At 51.7% G+C, this 21771-nt stretch carries 23 protein-coding genes and 3 tRNA genes; 24 read left to right on the forward strand and 2 right to left on the reverse strand.

Going from position 1 to position 21771, the window contains the following annotated elements; all coding sequences use genetic code 11:
- Nucleotide 1 precedes the first annotated feature (1 nt).
- From rplQ to AB1483_07115, 19 genes are all read left to right on the forward strand, one after another.
- The gene (rplQ, locus tag AB1483_07025; protein MEW6412212.1) at nucleotides 2-541 is read left to right on the forward strand and encodes a 50S ribosomal protein L17; all 540 of its coding nucleotides are present in this window, start codon (nucleotides 2-4) and stop codon (nucleotides 539-541) included.
- Between the two features lie 223 nt (nucleotides 542-764).
- Entirely contained in the window at nucleotides 765-1238 is a 474-nt protein-coding gene (locus AB1483_07030) for a hypothetical protein (GenBank protein ID MEW6412213.1), read from the forward strand.
- A gap of 51 nt (nucleotides 1239-1289) precedes the next feature.
- Nucleotides 1290-1949, forward strand: a complete 660-nt coding sequence (gene plsY, locus AB1483_07035) for a glycerol-3-phosphate 1-O-acyltransferase PlsY (GenBank protein MEW6412214.1) — start codon at nucleotides 1290-1292, stop codon at nucleotides 1947-1949.
- Nucleotides 1942-2949 carry an NAD(P)H-dependent glycerol-3-phosphate dehydrogenase gene (locus tag AB1483_07040; GenBank protein MEW6412215.1) on the forward strand — a complete coding sequence of 336 codons (1008 nt, stop codon included), beginning with the start codon at nucleotides 1942-1944 and terminating at the stop codon, nucleotides 2947-2949. The genes plsY and AB1483_07040 overlap by 8 nt, the downstream gene beginning before the upstream one ends.
- A 25-nt stretch (nucleotides 2950-2974) precedes the next feature.
- The gene (locus AB1483_07045; protein MEW6412216.1) at nucleotides 2975-3325 is read left to right on the forward strand and encodes a MerR family transcriptional regulator; all 351 of its coding nucleotides are present in this window, start codon (nucleotides 2975-2977) and stop codon (nucleotides 3323-3325) included.
- Between the two features lie 80 nt (nucleotides 3326-3405).
- Nucleotides 3406-3483 (forward strand) — tRNA-Pro (locus tag AB1483_07050).
- 317 nt (nucleotides 3484-3800) lie between these two features.
- Nucleotides 3801-4481, forward strand: coding sequence for a glycosyltransferase family 2 protein (locus AB1483_07055; GenBank protein MEW6412217.1), 681 nt, complete (start codon nucleotides 3801-3803; stop codon nucleotides 4479-4481).
- Between the two features lie 97 nt (nucleotides 4482-4578).
- A complete protein-coding gene (gene surE / locus AB1483_07060; GenBank protein ID MEW6412218.1) occupies nucleotides 4579-5337 on the forward strand; it encodes a 5'/3'-nucleotidase SurE in 759 nt (252 codons plus the stop codon).
- A gap of 83 nt (nucleotides 5338-5420) precedes the next feature.
- Nucleotides 5421-5494: transfer RNA gene (locus AB1483_07065), tRNA-Pro, on the forward strand.
- An 80-nt stretch (nucleotides 5495-5574) separates the two neighbouring features.
- On the forward strand, nucleotides 5575-6048 hold the full coding sequence (locus tag AB1483_07070; protein MEW6412219.1) for a TIGR00725 family protein: 474 nt from the start codon (nucleotides 5575-5577) through the stop codon (nucleotides 6046-6048).
- A complete protein-coding gene (locus AB1483_07075; protein ID MEW6412220.1) occupies nucleotides 6045-6323 on the forward strand; it encodes an acylphosphatase in 279 nt (92 codons plus the stop codon). Before AB1483_07070 ends, AB1483_07075 begins: the two co-directional genes overlap by 4 nt.
- Before the next feature lie 15 nt (nucleotides 6324-6338).
- Nucleotides 6339-6863: an adenine phosphoribosyltransferase gene (locus AB1483_07080; protein ID MEW6412221.1), complete on the forward strand. Its 525-nt coding sequence runs from the start codon at nucleotides 6339-6341 to the stop codon at nucleotides 6861-6863.
- 97 nt (nucleotides 6864-6960) lie between these two features.
- Nucleotides 6961-7037, forward strand: a tRNA-Arg gene (locus AB1483_07085).
- Nucleotides 7038-7332: 295 nt separating this feature from the next.
- A complete protein-coding gene (locus AB1483_07090; GenBank protein ID MEW6412222.1) occupies nucleotides 7333-8694 on the forward strand; it encodes a hypothetical protein in 1362 nt (453 codons plus the stop codon).
- A gap of 259 nt (nucleotides 8695-8953) precedes the next feature.
- Nucleotides 8954-10309: a hypothetical protein gene (locus tag AB1483_07095; protein ID MEW6412223.1), complete on the forward strand. Its 1356-nt coding sequence runs from the start codon at nucleotides 8954-8956 to the stop codon at nucleotides 10307-10309.
- A 117-nt stretch (nucleotides 10310-10426) separates the two neighbouring features.
- Entirely contained in the window at nucleotides 10427-11101 is a 675-nt protein-coding gene (locus tag AB1483_07100) for a tetratricopeptide repeat protein (GenBank protein ID MEW6412224.1), read from the forward strand.
- A 24-nt stretch (nucleotides 11102-11125) separates the two neighbouring features.
- Nucleotides 11126-13258 carry a glycoside hydrolase family 57 protein gene (locus AB1483_07105; protein MEW6412225.1) on the forward strand — a complete coding sequence of 711 codons (2133 nt, stop codon included), beginning with the start codon at nucleotides 11126-11128 and terminating at the stop codon, nucleotides 13256-13258.
- Between the two features lie 23 nt (nucleotides 13259-13281).
- Nucleotides 13282-13698 (forward strand): hypothetical protein, encoded by a 417-nt coding sequence (locus tag AB1483_07110; protein ID MEW6412226.1) that lies wholly within the window; start codon nucleotides 13282-13284, stop codon nucleotides 13696-13698.
- A 39-nt stretch (nucleotides 13699-13737) separates the two neighbouring features.
- On the forward strand, nucleotides 13738-14559 hold the full coding sequence (locus AB1483_07115; GenBank protein ID MEW6412227.1) for a M48 family metallopeptidase: 822 nt from the start codon (nucleotides 13738-13740) through the stop codon (nucleotides 14557-14559).
- A gap of 121 nt (nucleotides 14560-14680) precedes the next feature.
- Here AB1483_07115 and AB1483_07120 read toward each other — a convergent pair whose 3' ends face one another.
- Both AB1483_07120 and AB1483_07125 read right to left on the reverse strand, forming a co-directional pair.
- Complete coding sequence (locus AB1483_07120) at nucleotides 14681-15886, reverse strand: acetate kinase (GenBank protein MEW6412228.1); 1206 nt, start codon at nucleotides 15884-15886, stop codon at nucleotides 14681-14683.
- A 3-nt stretch (nucleotides 15887-15889) separates the two neighbouring features.
- Nucleotides 15890-16801, reverse strand: a complete 912-nt coding sequence (locus AB1483_07125; GenBank protein MEW6412229.1) for a 3-hydroxyacyl-CoA dehydrogenase NAD-binding domain-containing protein — start codon at nucleotides 16799-16801, stop codon at nucleotides 15890-15892.
- A gap of 262 nt (nucleotides 16802-17063) precedes the next feature.
- Here AB1483_07125 and AB1483_07130 point away from each other — a divergent pair, with 262 nt between their 5' ends.
- The 5 genes from AB1483_07130 (at nucleotide 17064) to lepB (ending at nucleotide 21762) form a co-directional block, all read left to right on the forward strand.
- Nucleotides 17064-17762 (forward strand): hypothetical protein, encoded by a 699-nt coding sequence (locus AB1483_07130; protein MEW6412230.1) that lies wholly within the window; start codon nucleotides 17064-17066, stop codon nucleotides 17760-17762.
- A 143-nt stretch (nucleotides 17763-17905) separates the two neighbouring features.
- Nucleotides 17906-18595, forward strand: a complete 690-nt coding sequence (locus tag AB1483_07135; protein ID MEW6412231.1) for a peptidylprolyl isomerase — start codon at nucleotides 17906-17908, stop codon at nucleotides 18593-18595.
- Between the two features lie 114 nt (nucleotides 18596-18709).
- Nucleotides 18710-19879, forward strand: coding sequence for a 1-deoxy-D-xylulose-5-phosphate reductoisomerase (locus AB1483_07140; protein ID MEW6412232.1), 1170 nt, complete (start codon nucleotides 18710-18712; stop codon nucleotides 19877-19879).
- The gene (gene rseP / locus AB1483_07145) at nucleotides 19873-20940 is read left to right on the forward strand and encodes an RIP metalloprotease RseP (protein MEW6412233.1); all 1068 of its coding nucleotides are present in this window, start codon (nucleotides 19873-19875) and stop codon (nucleotides 20938-20940) included. The genes AB1483_07140 and rseP overlap by 7 nt, the downstream gene beginning before the upstream one ends.
- Before the next feature lie 96 nt (nucleotides 20941-21036).
- Nucleotides 21037-21762 carry a signal peptidase I gene (gene lepB, locus AB1483_07150; GenBank protein MEW6412234.1) on the forward strand — a complete coding sequence of 242 codons (726 nt, stop codon included), beginning with the start codon at nucleotides 21037-21039 and terminating at the stop codon, nucleotides 21760-21762.
- Nucleotides 21763-21771 lie beyond the last annotated feature (9 nt).

The raw sequence follows: 21771 nt of genomic DNA on the forward strand, positions 1-21771 counted from the left end.
CATGGGACATCGAGATAAAGTCAAGAAACTGGGTCGCACCAGGTCGCATCGTGAAGCCATGCTGGCCAATATGGCCATGTCGCTTTTTACACACCGGGTAATTAGAACCACCGATGCCAAGGCAAAGGCCCTCAAGCCCCTGGTCGATCGCATCATTGCCACGGCCAAACAGGACACTCTGAGCGCCAAGCGCCAGGTGGCCCGGACGGTGAAGAACAAAGAAGTTTTCAAGAAACTGTTTTCGGAGATTGTACCCCAGTTTTCGGAAAGACAGTCCGGTTTTTCGAGAGTCATCAAGCTCGGCGTACGCCGCGGCGATGGTGCTCCGATATCGGTGGTTGAGCTTTTAACGCAGCCGTCGAAGGCCGAGACCGAGGGCAAGTCCAAGAAAGAAAAGAAATCTGCTAAAGATCTGGCCAAGCCCAAAGTCACCGGTGGTCCTAAGGGTACCAAGGCTTCCAAAAAGGACTCCAAGAAGCTTCGCAGCGGCAAGAAGTCCGGCGGGAAGAAGAGAGCCAGCCAGCGGACCAAGAGCAAATAGCCCGTCTTTTCCGGCCGTTAATAAATCAAAGCCCGCCTCTGGCGGGCTTTTTTCGTGCTTCAACCGACCGCCGGTAAGATATTTATCCGCTTGCCATCACTGTTTGCGTGTGTTATATAATCATTATGCGGATGTGTCAACCAACGCTTGACATGACTTTGTTATCATTATATAAATCAACAATAAAGAAATTATTCAAATAACCCTTAGCAGGTTGGGAGCTATGACAGAGGTAACACCACAAACCACCCCGAAAAAGGGACTTTCGAAGGGCTGTCTGATTGGGCTAATCGTCGCCGGCGTTTTGCTGGTCATGATTATCGTGGCTATCGTTGTGATTTATATCTATCGCGAGGATGTAGCCAAAGCTTCTGGCGGGCTGTTGATTGGAGAGATACAAAAGATGGCGGTAACCGATCCGGCGCCCGGAGTGGATACGGTTAAGTTTAACGCAGTGTGCGACGGACTGAGGGAGAAAATAGAATCCGAGCCGCTCGACGCTGAAAAGTTCGCCAATATGCTCGGACAAATGAAGACTATCCCGGGCGACGAGATAGTGGACTCCGTTGAGGCCGAGATGTTCTATGAAGCGGTCTTCCAATCGTATCCGGACCTCAGGGATCTGGTGCCGGCCGCACCCGAAATGGATAGTCTGTATATCGAAGAGACCCAAGAAACCGGGCAGACGGACCAATAGTCGCGGTCGTCTGCGTAAACATTTGTTTCTGACCAACGGGATGTCCGCGGTATGCTCGCTGTTATAATCATAGTTATGGCCTATCTCATCGGGGCGATTCCGTTCGCCCTGATTGTCTGCGCCATTTTTGGCGTCGGCGACATACGCAAGCAAGGCTCCGGAAACATTGGCGCCACCAATGCGTGGCGGGTCGCGGGTTTCAAGGTGGCGGTGTGGGTATTCATAGGGGACATAGGCAAGGGTGTGGTGGCGGTGTTGCTGGCCCGATACGTTACGTCAACGTACGATACCGGTCCGCTTTCGCCTGACCTGTTCATCGTAGCCTGCGCTCTGGCGGCGATTGTCGGACATGTTTTTCCGGTGTATCTCCGGTTTAAAGGTGGCAAGGGGGTCAACACCTCTCTTGGAGCGGTGGTGACGATGCTTCCGGTTGAGGCACTGATCAGCTTTGGCGTTTTTCTGGCAGTCGTTCTGGTGTTCCGGTATATATCGCTTGGTTCCATTGTCGGAGCAGTCGCTTTTCTGGCTTCAGTGGTGATAGAGAAATTCGCGATGGACGTTCAAATGTCGTCGGTTTACGTATATATGGCGGCGGTTCTGGCGGCGCTGATAATCGTGGCGCATCGACAAAATATCTCGCGCCTGCTTGCCGGTACGGAGAACCGTTTTTCGTTTTCATCGAAAAAAAGCGGGGAAAGATCTGATGGCTGAACGAATCGGAATCCTTGGAGCCGGTTCCTGGGGTATGGCTATCGCGGCTCTTTTGGAAAAGAACGGTTGCGAAGTGAAGCTGTGGGAGTTCAACAAGGATGATTACGAGAAAATCCGCGGGCTTCGCTACCACCCCGACAAGCTCAAAGAGGTCCGCCTGGCCGACAGTATAGATGTCACCAACGATCTTAATCATGCTGTTACCGATGTAAAGTGGCTTGTCCTTGCGACACCCTCGCAGTTCCTTCGGTCCGTGCTCGTGAAATTGAAAGACCGCAAGTTTGACGGAGTCGGGTTTGTCAATCTCGCCAAGGGCATTGAGACGACCACCCTGATGAGGATGTCCGAGGTGATAGAGCAGGAGCTCAGCGTCGATCCGGCTTTTGTTTCCACGCTGTCGGGGCCCTCGCACGCCGAGGAAGTGGCGGCGGATTTACCGACTGCGGTTGTCGCGGCCGGCAGTTCGGGCGATCTCATCCGCCGAATTCAGAATCTTTTCAGCAACCAGACATTCAGGGTGTATCAGTCCGATGATCTCATCGGCGTGGAACTGGGCGGCTCGCTTAAGAACATCATCGCTATCGCGGCCGGTATTACTGCCGGGCTGGGGATGGGCGACAATACGATGGGCGCGTTGATGACTCGCGGTCTGGCAGAGATGACCCGTCTGGGCGTCACTATGGGTGCCCAGGCGCTCACGTTTGCGGGATTGTCGGGAATCGGCGATCTGATCACCACCTGCTCATCGCGTCACAGCCGCAACAGGTATGTTGGCGAGCATATCGGCAGGGGGGAGAAGCTCAAGGACGTTCTCGCCTCGATGAAAATGGTAGCTGAAGGTGTTCAGACGACGAGGTCAGGATTCACGCTGGCTGAGAAATATCAGGTGGAGATGCCAATCACCAAAGAAGTATATGAGGTATTGTTCAACGGCAAACCGCCGGCCGAGGCGGTGGGCGACTTGATGGGAAGAAAACTTAAGGCCGAGATATGGCAATAAACAAACCCTGAAACGGGGGTACGGTATGGCTAAAAGCGGCGAGGAAGGTAAACTATACTACTCGATAAGCGAGGTGTCCAAAATCACCGGGCTTGAGGCCTATGTGCTCAGGTACTGGGAGAAGGAATTCGATATCCTGCGGCCCAAGAAAAATCGGGGCGGAAATCGGGTTTACACGCAAAAGGATATCGATATTATCAACCGGATCAATTACCTGCGAAAAAAGGAGAAGTTGACTATCGAGGGCACCCGCAGGAAGCTGATGATGAAGAAGCCGACCGAGGTGAAAACAGCCGCGGTTTCATCGGCACGGACAAAAACTCTCATAGGGCAAATACGCAAGGATGTGCTTGATTTGCTCAAAGATTTCTCTTGAACTTTGGACGATTTTGGGTACCTTTAGCCTTGCACAAAACGGCTTATTTCCGTTTATCGTATATAAAGCAAAGATTTAGTCGGAGCGTAGCGCAGTTTGGTTAGCGCACTCGCTTGGGGTGCGAGAGGTCGGCCGTTCGAATCGGCTCGCTCCGACCATTTTTTTTGCATTTTTTCACCTCCGGTGCATCCTTACCCGGCCTCGCGTTTATAAGAGCTAACAACAAGAGTTTTATCTTCATGCTTTTTTCTTAGATAGTCGGTAAGGCGAAAGGTCCCGGTTCAACACCCGGGACCTTCACCGTTTTTGGTCCATAAGGCTGTGGTGTCAGGTCTCAGTTTACTCAGGCGGAAATCAAGAACAGACACAACATGATCATGCATCCTTAGAGAAATGCAGCTTTATAATAGTTGCCTGACAGTTTGTGTAATTCTATCGTATCGGTGGATGAAGCAGTTTGCCGAGGGAGAAAAGCTTGGCTGAAATATATATCGATGCCGCCCTGGTGCTGGTTCCGGCCTACAACGCCGGAAAATACATACCCGAGCTCGTAAATCGTCTTCGACAATTTGTGTGCAGCGAGAACCTTCTGTTTGTCAACGACGGTTCATCCGACAACACCCTTGAACTGCTCAAGCAGCACAACGTAAATCATATTTCTTTTCCACAAAATAGAGGCAAGGGGGCGGCTTTGATGGCGGGATTTCAGTATGCTATCGAGAACAACTACCGGTCGGTCTTGACAATCGATGCCGACCTGCAGCATCTACCGGAAGAAATACCCCGTTTCTATGCCCTCGATGACGGCCGCCGGGTGATAATCGGCACGCGCAAGATGGACCTGAGGATTATGCCCTTTGACCGGTGGCTGACCAACAATCTCACGTCGATGATAATATCTGTTTTTTCCACCCAGCGGGTTCGCGACAGTCAGTCGGGGTTTCGCCTTATACCGACATGGCTGTTGAGCGCGATCCAGCTCAAGACTGTCGGGTACGATTTCGAGTCGGAGATGCTTTTCAAGGCGGGAGCGGTTGGATGCCCGGTGTCCGAAGTGCCCATATCGACAATCTATGAAGGGTCGACATCGTATATCAATCCTCTCAAAGATACCGGCCGATTTATACGCCAGATCTGGAAACGAATCTGGGCCTAAATGTGATTTTTATACTCCCCGCATAGCGGAACAATCGCTTGCTCCACAGGCTTCTATTAGTTACAATAGCGCATACGGATTCTACGCGGAGTTTTTTATGTCGGCAAAACGAATATTGATAACCAACGATGATGGCTATTTTTCAGAGGGAATAACCACGCTGTTTAAAATCCTCTCGCGTAAACATCAGGTTTATCTGGTCGCTCCGGATCGGGAGCAGTCGGCATCGTCTCATTCGCTGACTTTGAACCGCCCGCTGCGGGTGCACAAAATCGGTAAAAATCAGTACACCACCGATGGCACCCCGACCGACTGCATCATGCTGGCGATACACCTGTTGTACAAGCGCACGAAGCCCGATGTTATAATCTCCGGAATCAACCACGGGGCCAATATGGGTGATGATGTTACCTACTCGGGTACGGTGGCGGCGGCGATTGAAGGCTCGATCTTGAGGATTCCGTCGATAGCCGTTTCGATGGCAAACTATGAGCCGGGAATGCCGATGAACCGGGCCGCTAATTTTGTCAAGAGACTCCTGGATTCGTTTGAGCGGATGAAGCTCGACCCGAGCACTTTTCTCAATGTCAATTTACCGCCCGATAACGGCCGGGCATATACTAAGTATGAGTTCACTCAGTTGGGTTTCCGTCACTATAAAGATATAGTTATTCACAAGACAGACCCCCGCGGCAAGCCGTACTACTGGATCGGCGGAAGGCCGAAGTGGCGGACCACTAAGGGCTCCGATTTCGAGGCGGTTAACCGGGGCGTGGTTTCGATTACACCTCTCAAGCTTGGCTTTACCGATATGGTTACGCTGGCCCGGTTGGGCACAAACGGGATTAAACTGTAGTTGTTGAAAGCTTTCGGTTTAGCCTCAAAAAGACATTGACATATTCGAAAAAAGTAATATCATACGTCGTTCTCAACTATCCTCGGGGCGTGGCGCAGATTGGTAGCGCGCTTGGTTCGGGACTAAGAGGCCGCTGGTTCAAATCCAGTCGCCCCGATTTTTATTAAATGTTGAACTACTAAGCATCTCGAAACCTCAATAACATTTAATAACGGGGGGTAGGAAGGGGTTCTTACCATGAGTGTTAACCGCAAGCCGGTTATCGCTGTAGTTGGGGCAAACAAATGTTCGAAAAAACTTCGGGACATGGCCGCCGAAGTCGGACGCTACGTGGCTGAAAATGGGGGCATCATCGTGTGCGGAGGGCTTGGAGGAATCATGGAGGGAGCTGCCCAGGGAGCCAGAGAAGCCGGCGGCACGACTATCGGAATCATCCCCGGCGACAACCCCAACGACGCGAACGAATTCATCGACATCGTCATTCCCACCGGCATAGGTGAAGCCAGAAACGCTCTGGTGGTGCGCACGGCCGATGCCGTGATCGCGTTTCCGGGCAAGTATGGTACGCTCTCGGAGATGGCCTTCACGCTTCAAGCCGGCAAGCCGCTGATATCGGTAAACGCCTGGAGTCTGGGCGATGATGTCGTTCAGGCCACCACGCCGCGCGAAGCTGCCGAGATGGCGATGAAAATGGCGAAGGAGCGCCGGTGAGTTCGGTTGCCGCCGAACTGGTGGTGCGCGGCCTCGTTCAGGGCGTGGGCTACCGCTACTACTGTCTTCGCAAGGCCCATAGTCTGAATCTAAAAGGGTGGGCCAGAAACAACCGCGATGGAACCGTGACGGCTTTTGTCGAGGGAGACCGCTCCGCAATCGAGGATTTCATCAAAGATCTCAAAATCGGACCGCCATCGGCGTCGGTCAGCGATGTCGTCGTAAGGTGGTCCGAGTTCACCGGGGGGTACGATGATTTTGACATTACATTTTAAGGGTGACTGACTGACATGGAAGATTTGAAGAAATATATACGCTCGGTTCCGGATTTCCCCAAGCCCGGAATCAATTTTTACGATATCACCACTTTGCTGGCCGACCCGAAAGGGTTCAGGATGGCTCTCGATGCTATGGAGAAATTCGTGCGTCCGAAAAAGCCGACCAGGATTTTGTCGGTGGAGTCGCGCGGGTTTATTTTCGGCGCCGCGCTGGCGGACCGTCTGGGAGTCGCCTTCATTCCGGCCCGCAAGCCGGGCAAGTTGCCGTACAAAACCGTTTCGCAGGAATATGATCTGGAGTATGGCACCGATACGCTCGAGATTCATGCCGATGCCGTGGCGAGTGGCGACCGGGTGGTCATAATAGATGATCTGATAGCTACCGGCGGGACTCTTTTGGCGGTGTGCCGGATGATTGAGAAGCTTGGGGGAGTGGTGGCCGGGATATCGGTGGTTATTGATTTATCGTTTCTGCCGTGGCGGGAGAAGCTCGATGGTTACGATGTAAATTATTTGATATCGTTTGACTCCGAGTAGATTTTATTCTGCTCTTGCCTTTTGGGATAATCTTCAGTAAAATCCTTTGTCTTAAGTCGAGGCCGACCGGCTCTCGGATAAGACGATCAACCTCAGTGCCCCCGTAGCTCAGTAGGATAGAGCGACGGTTTCCTAAACCGCAGGTCGCAGGTTCAATTCCTGCCGGGGGTACCAGTTTTACTGGATTCAACACATAGCACTGGCCTTTACTCTGATTCCCCAATTTTGCGTAGGCATTTGATTAATCAAATGCCTACGGAATTTTAGCGCATTGCGGACCATGCTTAGTCTCGATCCGATTAAACAAAGCATCGCAGCTAGCCGTCAATGCAGCATTGGCGCGGTCCTGGCTCAGCGCCAGCGACTTCGTCACGGGGAGACTTCAAGGATTAGCATCTCAATCTCAAGACTATTAGCGGGGGGATCACCTCCCATTGGTTAAATATCACGCTTTCTGGAGGTAGGGGAGATGAGTAGATTGTTGGCTGTGATTGCGATTGTGGTTGTGCTTACTACATCACAGGTGAGCGCGCAATACAGTTTCGATTTTTGCGGCGGTGGAGCACGCGCCGAGGGTATGGGGAAGGCGTATCTGGCGGTCTCTGATGAGATAACAGGCATAAGCTGGAATCCGGCAGGCATTTATACAATCGAGAAACCGGTATTTGGTTTAAGTTGGGGTTCGTTGTTGCCGCAAGGATCCTCGAACGTGGCTTATTTGCCCACCGTCACTCATTATGACCATTCCGGGTCTTTTAACGCGATCGGCTCTCTGTGTTTTGCTGCTCCCGTCCGTATTAAGGGTCATCCTTTTGTCGGGGGCGTCAATTACACGCGGAATTTCGATGTATTTCGGTCGTTGTATTCTGAAGGCTCTATCTGGCAGATATACGTGCCGAACGAAAACGATCCTTATGACTGCGACACTTCACTGACTCACGTGGCGCTGAAGTGGCAGCGGGACGGCGGGGTGAATTCAATCAATATCGGATTTGGTACTCGTCTTTACGACAAATTGTCGCTCGGAGCTGCTATCAATATCTATACTGGTCGCAGTCTGGCATTCGATGATACTCACATCGTCATTGAAGATTCTCGTTATGATCCGATAGCGATGCAGCGGGGCACATTGCGGATAGACAGCACGGTGGTCGATACCAACAAGTTTTCCGGGGCGAATTTCACAGTTGGGTTCAAATTCAATGGTGAAAAGCTGGCGGCGGCGCTGGTAGTGAAGACACCTTTCAAGCTCAAGGTGAAATACGACAGGCTGGTATACAGCATTCATATTTTCAATGGCCTGCCACTCGACAGCGAGACTGATACGGTTTACTACATGGACAATCTTATAAAATGCGATATGCCCTGGATGGTTGCCTCTGGATTTGCATTGAGATTAAGGGAAAACTGGCTTCTAGCGGCGGATGCGGAGTTTCGAGCATTCAAAGGCGGTAAGATCAACATTAGGGACGACATCACTATAAATCCAAGCGGAGAGAATTTGGAGACCTATATCGAATATGATCCCCGGTGGAACAATGTGTTCACCGTGCGAGTCGGGTCGGAATATCTGAAATCAACAAAATTCGGCACCATACCAATTCGTCTCGGAATAGGCTACCAGCCCGTACCAGAGCCAAATTATGACTCTGTGGGCAAGGCCTCAAAAGCGAACGGCTATCTTGCGGCGCTGGGAAGTGGTATTCACTGGGAACAGATTCATCTTGATATCGCTTATTCTGTGTCGACGATCGACGTTCAGTACTACGGGCTTTACGATTACACTAACAGAAACGGGCACTGGAATATTTCGTTTACAGGAGTGTTTTAGCCTCAAGACCGTCGATAGCCTCGAGCCCTGTTGATTTTCCGGCCGCAGGGCTTGGCCGGGCAAAACGCCCCTCGGCTCAAGATATTTCATTCGCCTCGCAACTTCTTGCCAATTAGCAGGATAAACCGGCTATTTCTGCCCGAAATCATTTGACACGGGCCTAAACTTGTCATATATTCGTTAATTATTTTTCGCATAGCAAACGTCTATGAATAAGTAAGAGAAGTAATTTCTATTTTCGAATAAGGAGTCAAGAGGAATGAAAGGGTCTTTGACAAGGGCACTGGTATTGGTACTGGTATTATCCTCAACCGCCTTTGGGCAATATAGCTTCGATTTTGTGGGTGGTGGAGCCAGAGCTGAAGGTATGGGGAAAGCTTATTTGGCAGTTTCTGATGATGTCAGCGGTGTTAGCTGGAACCCGGCCGGTATTTATGGTATCGAGAAACCGGTTCTCGGCTTCAGTTGGTCTTCTCTTGCTCCGCGTGGAGCGGCGAACGCCGCCTTTATTAACACATGGGAGCACCTGGAGCATACATCGTCTTTCTCAAATGTAGGTTTGTTCAGCTTCGCCGCACCTTTGAGAGTGAAGGGACACCCGTTTGTTGGCAGCATCAGCTACACGCGCAATTTTGATGTCTTTGCCTCCATTGCCAGTTCCGGTTCTTTTGAGCGCACTATTGACACAACCATAGCGGGTATTCATCTTCTAAACACCGAGTATCTTGATATTGTGAACAATTATAGCCTCGATGGTGGCGTAAATTCCGTGAATTTTGGATTCGGGACTCGTCTGTATGACAAGCTGTCGTTCGGTGTCACTGCCAACGTGTATACCGGAAGTGCTCTTCAGGTCGACAACATGTACGCTGTTGTTGAAAACTCACTTTATGGAATTATGCAGAATGGAACGGCCATACAAGACAGCACCATAGTAGATACCTTCAAATTCTCAGGCACCAACTTCACTATAGGTTTTAAATACAACGGCGATAAGACGAATGCCGCATTGACCATTCGCACCCCCTTCAAGCTGAAGGTTGAGTACGATCGACTCGTTTACAATATCATTTACATGAACGGGCTGGTTTTGGATTTTCTGACCGACACGACCTACTACATGGATAACCTGGTGAAATACGATATGCCGTGGATAATCGGCGGCGGTTTTGCCTACAAAGTAAGAGACAATTTCCTTGTGGCCATGGATGCCGAGTATCGCGCTTTCAAGGGCGGCAAGATCAACGTTCGGCAGGAGATCACAATTAACCCCGGCGGTGATAATATCGAGACCTATCTGGAATCGGATCCTCGATGGAACAATGTCTTTACGGTTCGCATGGGCACGGAATACCTTAAAGAGACAAAATACGGCACCATACCGCTTCGAGCGGGGCTTGGCGTTGTACCGACACCGGAGCCAAACTATGACGCCGACGGCAACACATCCAAGGCGGTTGGTTACTATGGCAGTCTGGGAACCGGTATTCATTGGGAGCAGATCCATTTCGATGTAGCTTATAGCCTCTACACGATTGATGTTCAGTATTACGATCAGTATGACTACACCAACCGGAACCACCACCTAAACGTATCATTCACGGGAGTGTTCTAGGCGTAATTTGCCTTAGAGAATAGAAAATTTCGAATTCCGTTTTATGCAGGGCCGGCTCATCCGGCCCTGATTGGTCTTAAGAAAAAGTCAGTAGCGTAAACAGTATCGGGAGCACAAATGTACGGCAAAGTCAAGCTTACCAAGCGACAGATAAAAGAAGATAAATTCATGACCTTCATGCTCAACGCCAAGCATGAAATTCTTGAACGCTGGCAGTATTATGTTATTGGCGTGGCGGCGGTCATTTTGATTGTAGTCGCGGTCATTTTCTATTTCAACAGCCAGGAAGCTAACCTTCAGGAAGCATCCGAGAAATTCTCCCGCGCCCTGATCGACTATCGCTCGGGCAGCGACCAGGTGGCGTTGCTGGGTCTGGCCGATGTTGTCAACAACTACCCCGATACCAGGGCCGCGCGCCAGGCCGCGTTCCTGCTGGCCAAGATCAACTACGAATCACAAAACTATTCCGAAGCCCTTCGTTACTTCGAACTTTTCGCCAACAAGTACAAAGAGGACGCTCTCCAGCGCGCCTCGGCTCTCGGCGGCATAGGAGGCTGCTATGAAAATCAGGGCAATTACGCCGAAGCGGCCCGACGGTTCGCGATCGCGGCCAACGAATATCCCGAGGGACCTCTCGCGGGGGACTATCGCATGTCGGCTATGCGCAACTTTCTGCTGGCCGGTGATATCGAATCGGCGCGCACGCATCTCGATGTTCTCAAGGAGAAGTTCGCGGGTACCACGCTGGAGCGTCAGGCGGTTCGTCTGTTTGCCGAAAAAAGCGAAAGCTGATCCCACTTAGCAGGGGGACTATCATTGACACAGGAAAAGCCCGTCAAGCTGGCCATACTGTGGCATATGCATCAACCCAACTACCGGGAGCCCGGGTCGAATCGTCTTGTCATGCCCTGGGTGCGTCTCCACGCTATCAAAGACTATCTTGATATGCCCCTGACGGCGTCGCGCTTCGAGAAAGTCAAAATCACCTTCAATCTCGTCCCCTCACTGCTCGATCAGATTGATCTGTATATTCAGGGCGGCACCGATACTCATCTGGATTTGTCCCGCGCGAAAGCCGAGGAATTAAGCGAGGGGCAACGCGTGGAAATTCTGCGCGGCTTCTTTGCCGCCAATCCCTCGACAATGATTGCTCCCCACCGTCGCTTCAACGAACTCTACAAGAAAGTAAAGGAAAATTACGCCCAGCCGATTTTACCGGCGCTCTTCACCTCGGAAGAACTCCGCGACCTTCAGGTCTGGTCGAACCTGGCGTGGATCGACCCGATGTTCCGCAAGGAAGAGCCGGTGCGGTCCTTGTTCGAAAAAGGAAGGCACTTCAGCGAGGAAGAAAAACATCGGGTGCTCGACTGGCAGATTGAGTTGATGAAGCGGATCGTGCCGACCTACCGGAGGTTGCTCGAGGAGGGCCGCATTGATATATCCTTTACGCCCTACTATCATCCGATTCTGCCGCTTCTGTGCGATACCAACGCCGCTCTTGAGGCTCTGCCGAAAATCAACCTGCCGCAAAAGCGGTTTACGCATCCCGAAGACGCTGAGAGACAGATTTCGATGGCTATGGAGAAATATGAGGCGCTGTTTGGGGTGCCGATGAAAGGCATGTGGCCGTCGGAAGGTTCCGTTTCCGAGCAGGTCGCCCGGATCATGATCGAGCTGGGAGTGAAGTGGATCGCCACTGACGAAGAGATACTTTATAACTCGCTTAAGAAGTCCAATCTCGATACCAGGGCAAACCCGATTCACGCCGTTTACGAATACGGTCCGGGACTGAAGGTATTTTTCCGTGACCATCTGCTTTCGGACCGAATCGGCTTTGTATATTCGGGAATGCGACCCGAGAAGGCGGTCAATGATTTCATCGGTCATGTTCACAAGATAAGAGACCTTTTAAACAGCGATCTCGACAACGCCGTGATACCGGTGATACTCGATGGTGAGAACGCCTGGGAGTATTTCCCCGATGATGGTCGGGAGTTCCTTGCCGAGTTCTACCGCCAGCTTAACGACGACCCGCTTATCGAGACGGTCACGATGACCGATGTTGTCGAGAAAGTGCCCGCGAAGAAGCTTCCGTCGCTTTTTGCCGGGTCGTGGATCAACCACAATTTCCGGATATGGATCGGCCACCCCGAAGACAACGCCGCGTGGGATCTTCTCACGAAGGCCCGCGAAACGCTGGTGGCGTTCGAGAAAAGTCACAAAGGGTACGACGGCGAGAAGATCAAAAGGGCCTGGGACCAGATATATATTGCGGAGGGTTCCGACTGGTGCTGGTGGTACGGCGATGAACATCGCGGGGCGCACAACGAGGAGTTCGACCGCGCTTTCCGTCGCCATCTGGTAGCGGTGTACGAGCTTTTGAATCTGGAGATTCCTTTCGAGTTTCTTAAGCCGATTTATCGGGGCGAGGCGGCCATCAAGGCGCTTTTGCCCGACGAGCTCATCACGCCGGTTATCGATGGCCGGTTGAGCCATTTTTACGAGTGGTCCGGCGCCGGTTTTTATGATTGCCGCAAGGCGGGCGGGGCGATGCACCGTGTTGACCGCAGTATCGCCGGCATATACTTCGCCTTCGATTATGATTCGTTCTATATTCGCCTTGACTTCGGCGATAAAAACAACATAGAATTGATCAAAGACCTGAAATGCCGGGTATCACTGTTTACACCGGAGCTTAAGGTGGTCGAGTTCGCTATCGGGAAGGACGCCGAGCCGGCGAGTGCGGCGGAGGGGTGTTGTGTCCACGCGATGGACGCCTTGCTCGAGATCGCGATTAAGCGCAAGTTCATCTTCGAGAGCGGTTTCGGTAATCTCGGCTTCAAAGTCGCGCTGGTGGAAGAGGGCAACGAGGTCGAAAGCTGGCCCGAGACCGACGCGATAAGCTTCGAGATGCCCGAAGAGGGGCGCGAGTTGTTCTGGCCCCGTTAGCCAACTAAAGTCATGGAGGACACATGACCGAATCTTTTTTCAAAAACGAACCGAACGAAGAACCATCCGGGACAGTTCCGGAGCTTGACGATAAGGCCGAAGGCCAATCCTCACAGCCGCATCCCGACAGCGAGAGCTTTCGTTCCGAGGAAGGGCGCATGGCGGCCATCATGTCATACATACCGGTTTTGTGCTTCATCCCTCTTCTCAATATGAGAGAGAACAAGGAAGCGCATTTCCATGCCCGCCAGGGAGTGCTGTTGTTTCTCGTGGAATTGCTGGCGCTGATATTTCTGGTCGACGGCATCTCTGATTTCGTGTTCAAGGCGATCCTGATCTGCGCGGTGGCTCTTTCGGTGGTCGGGATATACTTTGCCCTTCAGGGTAAAAATTATAAGTTGCCGATAGTCGGCGATCTGGCCGACAAGGCCAAGCTGTAGATAACAAATGAAGTCCGGTTAGATATTACGGGGGGACTTATGCGTAAGAGATTATTCGCCTCGATTGTATTGATTATTCTGATGTTGATGCTGTTGTCGTGCGCCACCACAGGGCCCGGCGGCAAACAGTCGTTTATTATTATCCCTACCAGCCAGGAGGTCGCGATTGGCGCCGGCATGGCCGAGCAGGTCGAGCAGACGGAGAAACTTCTAAATGACCCGGTGTGGCAGAGCTATGTTGACGAAGTGGGGCAGAAGATTGTCGCGGTTAGCGATCGCAAAGATATCAAATATCATTTCGCCGTTATCGAATCAGATCAGATAAACGCTTTTGCCGCCCCCGGCGGGTATATCTATTTCTACACGGGGCTGCTTCGCGAGATGGACAACGAGGCGGAGATGGCGGCTGTGATGGCGCACGAGATTTCGCACGTGGTCGCCCGTCACGGGATTAAGCGACTTCAGACAACCTTGGGCGTTGCCACGGCCTATCAGCTCGTGTTCGGCGAGGAAGGGGCATCGGATGTTCTCAATGTGGCCATTAATCTGGGCATGAGTCTCGCTTTTGCCGACTATTCGCGCGACAACGAGCGCGAGGCGGACGAGTTCGGCATCTATTATATGAAAAATGCCGGTTATGATCCCAATGGCGCTCTGGGGATGTTCGATAAGCTGGCCGCGCTGGGAGGCGGGGGAGACTACAACGTTTTCGAGAAGTTGGCGTCATCGCATCCGGCCACACAGGAGCGAATCCGCAACGCCAAGGCGCAAATCGCCGGCATGCAGCCGTTGCCGTCGAATCTGACCCTTGGCGCCTCGCGCTACCAGCAGATGCTCGCGCGGCTGCCCGCGAAGAAGTAGTGTGTGAGCCAAGATATATCGCTTCGCGCCGATCTCTGAAGATGTCCTTATAAAACTCAAAAAAAACAGGCGACACCAGATTGAGTGTCGCCTGCCGTCAGTATATCTCTGTAAGCCTGGATCAGTTCTGGGCCTTGACAATCCTCTCGGTGTCGCGGGCAATCACGAGTTCTTCGTTGGTCGGAATCACCAGCGTTTTGACCGTCGCGTCTTCGGCCGAGATGTCCATAGCCTTGCCGACAGCCTGATTGTTTTTGGCCTTGTCCAATTTGATGCCAAGGAATTCGAGCTTTTCGCAACTCAGCCAGCGAACATCGGGAGAATTTTCGCCCACACCGGCGGTGAAGACTATGCCATGTACACCTCCGAGAGCGGCGGCGTAAGCGGCAATATATTTCTTCAGCCGATAGCAATAAGCATCGAGTGCAATCTTGGCATTCGGGTTTTTGTCTTTGGCCGCAGCTATGATTTCGCGCATATCCGATGATACGCCCGAGATGCCGGCCAGTCCGGAGTGCTTGTTCAAAAGGGTATTCGCCTCGTGCAGGGTCAGCTCTTCGCGGGCCATGACGTGGAGAATGATGGCCGGGTCAAGGTCACCGGTACGCGTGCCCATGATAAGCCCCTCCAGCGGTGTGAAACCCATCGAAGTATCAACCGATATGCCGCCGTCAACAGCCGCCACCGAAGCTCCGTTGCCCAGATGGCAGGTGATCAGTTTTAAATCGGTCAATGGTTTGTCGAGCATTTTGGCGGCCTGTTCGCTTACGTACTTGTGCGAAGTGCCGTGAAAACCGTAGCGTCGGATGCCGTAGCGCTTGTACATGACGTAAGGCAACCCATAGATGTAGGCGTGTGCCGGCATCTTGTAGTGGAAGGCAGTGTCGAACACAGCCACCATTGGCACGCCGGGAAGTGTTTTGGTGCAGGCGTTGATACCGCGAATATTGTGCGGATTATGCAGCGGCGCCAGTTCTATCAGATTGCGAAGCTCGGTCATCAGGGCCGGCGTAATGAGCACTGAATCGGTGAATTTTTCGCCGCCGTGTACGACGCGGTGTCCGATCGCCTCGATTTCACTGCGGTCTTTTATGACGCCGTGATTTTCCGACATCAGAATCGACACAACGTATTCGACCGCCACGATATGATCGAGAATTTCACCGGATACTTTTACTTCCGGACGGTCATGCGGCTTGTGTGTCAGAACCGAGGCCGACATGCCGATTCGCGACACCATGCCCTTTGCCAGAGCGAGACCGGCCTTAGTGTCGATAAGCTGATATTTGACCGAAGATGAACCGCAGTTTATCACTAATATTTTCATATTCTACATTCCTGTTTTGGCCAGTCCGGTCGCCATGCCGCTGCCGTTGATTTTGTTTCCTTCTTTATCATACTCAAAAAAGCCGCTGCCGGTCTTAACGCCCAGATGTCTCGCGCGGACAAGTTTGCGCAAGATCGGGCAGGGATTATACTTGTGCTCGGAAAGCTCCTCCAGAAGGTTCTCCATCCACGACATGACTACATCCAATCCCATCATATCGGCCATGGTAAGCGGCCCGACATTGAACCCGAAGCCGAGTTTCATGGCGTTGTCGATATCCTCGGCCGACGCTACGCCTTCCATGAGCACATGCATGGCTTCATTGAGAAGCGGGACAATAATGCGGGTCGTAACGTAGCCCGGGTATTCGTGGACAGTAATCCACTTTTTGTCGAGGAGTTCCGCGAAGGCAACCGCTTTGTTGAAGGTGTCGTCGTCGGTGCGCAGGCCTTTGACAATCTCCACCAGGGGAATCTTAGTGACGGGATTGAGAAAGTGCATGCCGATGATTTTTTGCGGACGTTCCGTCGTGGCGCCGATCTCGGAGATCGAGAGTGTACCGGTGTTGGTGATCATGATCGCATCACTATTGCATATCCGGTCGAGTTTTTCGAAAAGCGCCCGCTTGAGGTTCAAATCCTCGGGAATAGCCTCGATAACTATTTCAGCATCCTCGGCTTCGGACAGATCGGAAGAGGGAGAAACGCGCGAGAGAATTGCTTTCTTGTCGGACTTCGTGAGTCCCCATCGCTCGATCTCGCGGTCGATTGATTCGGAGATGCCCTTGATACCCGCTTCGGCCAGCTTGGTGGTTTTGTCGATGAGAGTAACCTCGGTGCCCGATGTGGCAATAGCCTCGGCCAGCCCCTGACCCATTATGCCGGCGCCGATTATAACGATCGAAGTTCGTGCCATATTTTCAAATATCCTTTCAAATCTACTTTGTGAATTTAGTAACAAATTCACTTCAGTCAAGCGATTTCGCGGCTTTGCCTGATATTCTCAAATCTTCAATTAGGGCATATATTTAACAGTGTACCTGGCCGCAAAATAACGGTCTATGCATCTAATTTTCGGCCGGAAGTTTATAATATTTACTATACGGTTTGACTGCGCCGAATAAAATACGTATTTAGGTAGAAAAGTCTGATAAGTCCTCAAGTGATAGGAAGATATTATGATTAGAAAAGTTCTTGCCATAACCATGGCGACGGCGGCTATTTGTTTCGCGGCCAGTTCCACCTCTGAGGCCGCCATCACCAAAGTAGCCAAGAGACTCAATGTTCTGGAATTCTACGGCGGCTACGCCCACCCTGTCGGTAGTTATGATGGTATCGATATTATCGACTTTCTGGATTCACAGGACCGGCTGGTGGAGCTCGATGCTGATCAGGTTTATGACCCGGGCTTTTATTTCGGGTTCAATTACGGTCAACTTCGGAGTAACCACATCCTGGTGAGCCTGGGCTTCAGGTGGACACACATCAACACCCTGGATACCTTTTACACTGATCCGCTGGTGCCAAATTACGGATGGGCGTTCGTTCCGGAAACGCCGACCTTCAACCTCTACGACCTTGACCTTAATGTTAACTATTTTTTCCTCGATCCATCGGTGTCGGTTGTCGCTCCTTATGTCGGGTTGGGCGCGCACGCCGGCATACTTTCGGTTTCCGGTGATTTGATTGAGACTGAGAACGACTTAAAATTCGCTATGGGGCTTAATTTCGGCGCAGATTTTACCTTTTGGAAAGCTCCCGGAGGGCGCTCCATGATGGCGCTGTCATCAGTAAACGAGTGGGTTGTGGCGGGTTCGATAGACCGTCCCAAGTATCTGAATTTCGGGGCTGCGCTAAAATACTATTTCCGTCCGTGAGCGCTTATCGAGCCAGGTGATGGCCGGGATAGTGTGTTTTTTGGACCATTTTCCCGGCGGGTTTCAATCTTGACAGCATTTTGCGCAACAGATATATTCGGCGCAAAATGTTAAATCACATACAATACACGAGGTTAAAGTAGATGAAAAGAGTTACCTTTATTTTGATTTTTGGTCTGGCTTTGGTGGTTGCCCTTGGATGCTCCAAGGATGATAAAGCCGGGGATACTTCCGGTCAGACCGGCGCTACCGCCGATTCGGCTGCTCCGATGACTCGCTGGGACAGCCTCGCCGCTATCCGGTATCCGGTCCGCGACGAAAACAACAAATTCGTGACTCTGGTCACGGATTACGGCAACATGACCCTGGAGCTGTATCGTGATGTCGCTCCGGTCCATGCTGATTCGTTCGTGGCCAGGGTACAGGATGGCTTCTACGACAACAGCACGTTCTTCAGAGTTATCGATAACTTCATGATTCAGGGTGGCGACCCGACCGGCACCGGCAAGGGTAAGGTAGGCTATTACCTGGCGGCTGAATTCAGCGATCTTCCTCATCAGGACGGAACTCTCGCCATGGCCCGTTCGAGCGACGTAAATTCGGCATCGACACAGTTCTATATTTGTTTGGCCCGAAACCGTCAGACAGCTTCGCTCGATGGTAAATATACTGTTTTCGGACAACTCATTAAGGGGTATGATGTCCTTCATAAGATGGGTTCGGTTGAAGTTGTGGCCAATCCGGAGCGTGGCGGCGAGGTCTCCGAGCCGGTGGAAGAGATATTCTTGCGCGCCGCTTTTGTATCTGATGCCGAAGGCAACGAGATACAGTAGGCTCGCCTGAACGCCTGAAAGATTGAATTGGGCGGGATAAGATTGTCCCGCCCTTTGTTTTGGGGCCGCATTTTTATCTGGAACAGCGCAAAATAACTTTCGTTATAAAACAATATGACGCCGAAAAAACTTGTCATTCTCGGCTGTACAGGCTCGATTGGTAAATCCACCCTGGAAGTACTCGATGCTCATCCGGGGCGGTTTTCTGTCAGGGCGCTGGCCGCGTATTCGAACGTCGATTTGCTCGTCGAACAATACCACAAGGTCAGGCCGCAGTACTTGTGTGTGGTCGACAAAACCGCCGGCGCCGAGGTCCGCTTGAGATTGAAAGGCGAGCCGGTGGAGGTCCTGACTGGTGAAGGCGAGCTTATCAAGCTGGCGGCGTTGGACGATGTCGATATAGTAGTCAACGCGGTAGTCGGGGCGGCCGGACTGAGGGTGTCGCTGGAGACCGTGAAGGCCGGTCGTACGCTGGCGCTGGCCAACAAGGAATCGCTGGTCTGCGGCGGTCCGCTTTTTCCTGCGATAATCCAAAAAACGAACGCCAGGATACTTCCCATAGACTCGGAGCATTCAGCAATATGGCAGGCACTCGCGTCGGGTAAAGAAAATGAAGTCAGAAGACTGATTATCACTGCCTCGGGTGGGCCATTTCGTAATCTACCAATGGAGAAGTTCAATCAGATCACACGCGAGCAGGCGCTGAGCCATCCGACGTGGAATATGGGCCCCAAAATCACCATCGACTCGGCCACCCTTGCCAACAAGGGTCTCGAAGTAATCGAGGCGGTCGTGTTGTTTTCCGTTTCGGTGGAGAAGGTCAAGGTGGTCATTCATCCGCAATCGATTATTCATTCCATGGTCGAGTTCATCGACTCATCCATAATGGCGCAACTCTCCCGACCGGACATGAAGCTGCCGATTACCTATGCTCTGTTCTGGCCCGATAGAGTACAATCCGATTTCGGCTTGCTTGATATCGACAAATTGCGGGAATTGACGTTTGAGCCTCCGGACCTTGAGAAATTCCGGGCTCTCAAAATAGCGTTCGAGGTTGCCCGAGTCGGCGGTACGGCACCGGCCGTTTTCAATGCCGCCAACGAGGTAGCCGTGGGAGCTTTTCTGAAATCCGCTGTCAAATTCACCGATATTACCGATATAATAGAAGATGCCGTAGATAAAATAGACGTTGTTTCTCAGCCTTCTCTGGACGATATTTTACAGGCCGACAAGAGGGCTCGTGAAACGGCCAATGATATGATAGGTAGATTACAGCTATGCTGACAATGCTTGCGTTCATATTCGTGCTCGGAGTGCTGATTTTCATCCATGAGCTTGGCCACTTTTTGGTGGCCAAGAAGGTGGGGATAAAAGTCGAGAAATTTTCGCTTGGCTTCCCGCCTAACATATTCGCTAAAAAGTGGGGAGAGACCACCTACTGTATCGGGTTGATTCCGCTGGGTGGGTATGTGAAAATGGCGGCCGAGAACCCGGGCGAAGAAACCACCGGATCTCCGGATGAGTTTATGTCGAAATCGGTTGGCGAACGGGCCGCGGTCATCTTCGCGGGACCGTTCATGAACTATGTTCTCGCCATCGTGCTGCTCATCGGCATATTCATGTTCTCTGGGAAAGCGGTTTACGATGACAACAAAGTGGTGGTCGGCGAGGTTGTAGACGGCAGTCCCGCGCAACTGGCGGACCTGAGGATTGATGATATTATCATCGCGATTGATAATCACCCGATCGCCAATTTCGATTCCCTGAGAAACCGCATTAACGCGGTTGTCGAAAGGCCGATAGATCTCACCTGGACCAGGGGCAACGACACTATCAACGCTGCCATGACCACGATAATATCGGAGGTGCCTAATCTGGACGGGAGTATTGATACTGTCGGTGTGATAGGTTTCAGCCAGAAACCGGTGCGATACGAAAGCTATGGTGTCGGCGAAGCGTTCGAACAGGGTTTCATAACCGCCCATGTGATTGTCTGGGAGACCATAAAGTTCATCAAGAGGATTGTTTCGGGTGAGGTATCCGCCAAAATGATTGGCGGGCCGATTTTTATCGCGCAGCAATCCGGCAAGGAAGCCCGAAAAGGAGCCGCCAACCTGTTTTTCTTTATGGCGCTTCTCTCGGTAAATCTGGCCGTGCTCAACGTGTTGCCGATACCGGTCCTCGATGGCGGCAGCTTGGTGTTTCTGGCGATGGAAAAGCTCAAAGGCTCGCCTTTGTCGATGAGGGCCAGGGTCATAGCGCAGCAAGTTGGCCTGGTGGTGCTGCTGGGATTAATCCTCGTTGTCACCTATAATGATATTATAAGATGGCTGCAAAGCATCTAAGCGTAAGGCGCCAGGGATAAAAAGAACGCGGACGAATCATTTTTGTCTAAAAACAGTATAATAGGGTAAAAGTACGTTTATTTAAGCAGGTTAGTAATGAGCAAAGCAAGTCTCTCGGATACGGTTTGGGATAATTTCAAACAGATATTCATCGCGGTGATCCTCGCCGTGATAATCAAGACCTCAATCGTCGAGGCCTACAAGATACCATCGCAGTCAATGGAAGACACTCTGCTGGTCGGCGACTTTCTCTTGGCGAATAAATTCGTCTACGGAGCCAGGTTGCCGCTGGTGGATTGGCGGTTGCCCGCGCTGGACAAACCTCAGCAGGGGGATATCGTAATCTTCATTTTCCCACGCGATGGTGTGACGAAGTATATCAAACGTTGCGTAGCCGGGCCGGGCGATACAATCGAGATTAAAGACAAGGTCGTTTACGTCAACGGAGATATTTATTCGCTTCCCGAACATGGGAAATATATTGATGTCAATTCAGCCGGCGAACTTAATGTCCAGCCAAGGCGACCCGGAGGCGGCGACAGCCGTGATAATTTCGGGCCGTTTGTCGTACCTGAAAATTCATATTTCATGATGGGTGATAACAGGGATAACTCGTTTGACTCCCGGTACTGGGGGGTTGTCCCTTATGACCACGTGCTGGGTGAAGCTCTCATTGTGCATTGGTCGTGGGATGACTCGATTCACCCGTCACCCGATGTCTCTGTTTCTGACCCGCTCTCGGTGCCGCGCATGTTTATATACAACGCTGTTCATTTCTTCGAGAAAGTGCGGTGGGGCAGACTGTTTGGGATAATAAGATAGCGGAGGGAT

The sequence above is a fragment of the Candidatus Zixiibacteriota bacterium genome, from assembly GCA_040756055.1.
Classification (GTDB): Bacteria; Zixibacteria; MSB-5A5; order GN15; family FEB-12.

What these genes read in the sequence shown, in the direction of transcription:
- rplQ (MEW6412212.1), top strand. Translation starts at nt 2, where the DNA reads ATGGGACATCGAGATAAAGTCAAGAAACTGGGTCGCACCAGGTCGCAT.
- AB1483_07030 (MEW6412213.1), top strand. Translation starts at nt 765, where the DNA reads ATGACAGAGGTAACACCACAAACCACCCCGAAAAAGGGACTTTCGAAG.
- plsY (MEW6412214.1), top strand. Translation starts at nt 1,290, where the DNA reads ATGCTCGCTGTTATAATCATAGTTATGGCCTATCTCATCGGGGCGATT.
- AB1483_07040 (MEW6412215.1), top strand. Translation starts at nt 1,942, where the DNA reads ATGGCTGAACGAATCGGAATCCTTGGAGCCGGTTCCTGGGGTATGGCT.
- AB1483_07045 (MEW6412216.1), top strand. Translation starts at nt 2,975, where the DNA reads ATGGCTAAAAGCGGCGAGGAAGGTAAACTATACTACTCGATAAGCGAG.
- surE (MEW6412218.1), top strand. Translation starts at nt 4,579, where the DNA reads ATGTCGGCAAAACGAATATTGATAACCAACGATGATGGCTATTTTTCA.
- AB1483_07070 (MEW6412219.1), top strand. Translation starts at nt 5,575, where the DNA reads ATGAGTGTTAACCGCAAGCCGGTTATCGCTGTAGTTGGGGCAAACAAA.
- AB1483_07080 (MEW6412221.1), top strand. Translation starts at nt 6,339, where the DNA reads ATGGAAGATTTGAAGAAATATATACGCTCGGTTCCGGATTTCCCCAAG.
- AB1483_07090 (MEW6412222.1), top strand. Translation starts at nt 7,333, where the DNA reads ATGAGTAGATTGTTGGCTGTGATTGCGATTGTGGTTGTGCTTACTACA.
- AB1483_07095 (MEW6412223.1), top strand. Translation starts at nt 8,954, where the DNA reads ATGAAAGGGTCTTTGACAAGGGCACTGGTATTGGTACTGGTATTATCC.
- AB1483_07100 (MEW6412224.1), top strand. Translation starts at nt 10,427, where the DNA reads ATGTACGGCAAAGTCAAGCTTACCAAGCGACAGATAAAAGAAGATAAA.
- AB1483_07110 (MEW6412226.1), top strand. Translation starts at nt 13,282, where the DNA reads ATGACCGAATCTTTTTTCAAAAACGAACCGAACGAAGAACCATCCGGG.
- AB1483_07115 (MEW6412227.1), top strand. Translation starts at nt 13,738, where the DNA reads ATGCGTAAGAGATTATTCGCCTCGATTGTATTGATTATTCTGATGTTG.
- AB1483_07120 (MEW6412228.1), bottom strand. Translation starts at nt 15,886, where the DNA reads ATGAAAATATTAGTGATAAACTGCGGTTCATCTTCGGTCAAATATCAG.
- AB1483_07125 (MEW6412229.1), bottom strand. Translation starts at nt 16,801, where the DNA reads ATGGCACGAACTTCGATCGTTATAATCGGCGCCGGCATAATGGGTCAG.
- AB1483_07130 (MEW6412230.1), top strand. Translation starts at nt 17,064, where the DNA reads ATGATTAGAAAAGTTCTTGCCATAACCATGGCGACGGCGGCTATTTGT.
- AB1483_07135 (MEW6412231.1), top strand. Translation starts at nt 17,906, where the DNA reads ATGAAAAGAGTTACCTTTATTTTGATTTTTGGTCTGGCTTTGGTGGTT.
- AB1483_07140 (MEW6412232.1), top strand. Translation starts at nt 18,710, where the DNA reads ATGACGCCGAAAAAACTTGTCATTCTCGGCTGTACAGGCTCGATTGGT.
- rseP (MEW6412233.1), top strand. Translation starts at nt 19,873, where the DNA reads ATGCTGACAATGCTTGCGTTCATATTCGTGCTCGGAGTGCTGATTTTC.
- lepB (MEW6412234.1), top strand. Translation starts at nt 21,037, where the DNA reads ATGAGCAAAGCAAGTCTCTCGGATACGGTTTGGGATAATTTCAAACAG.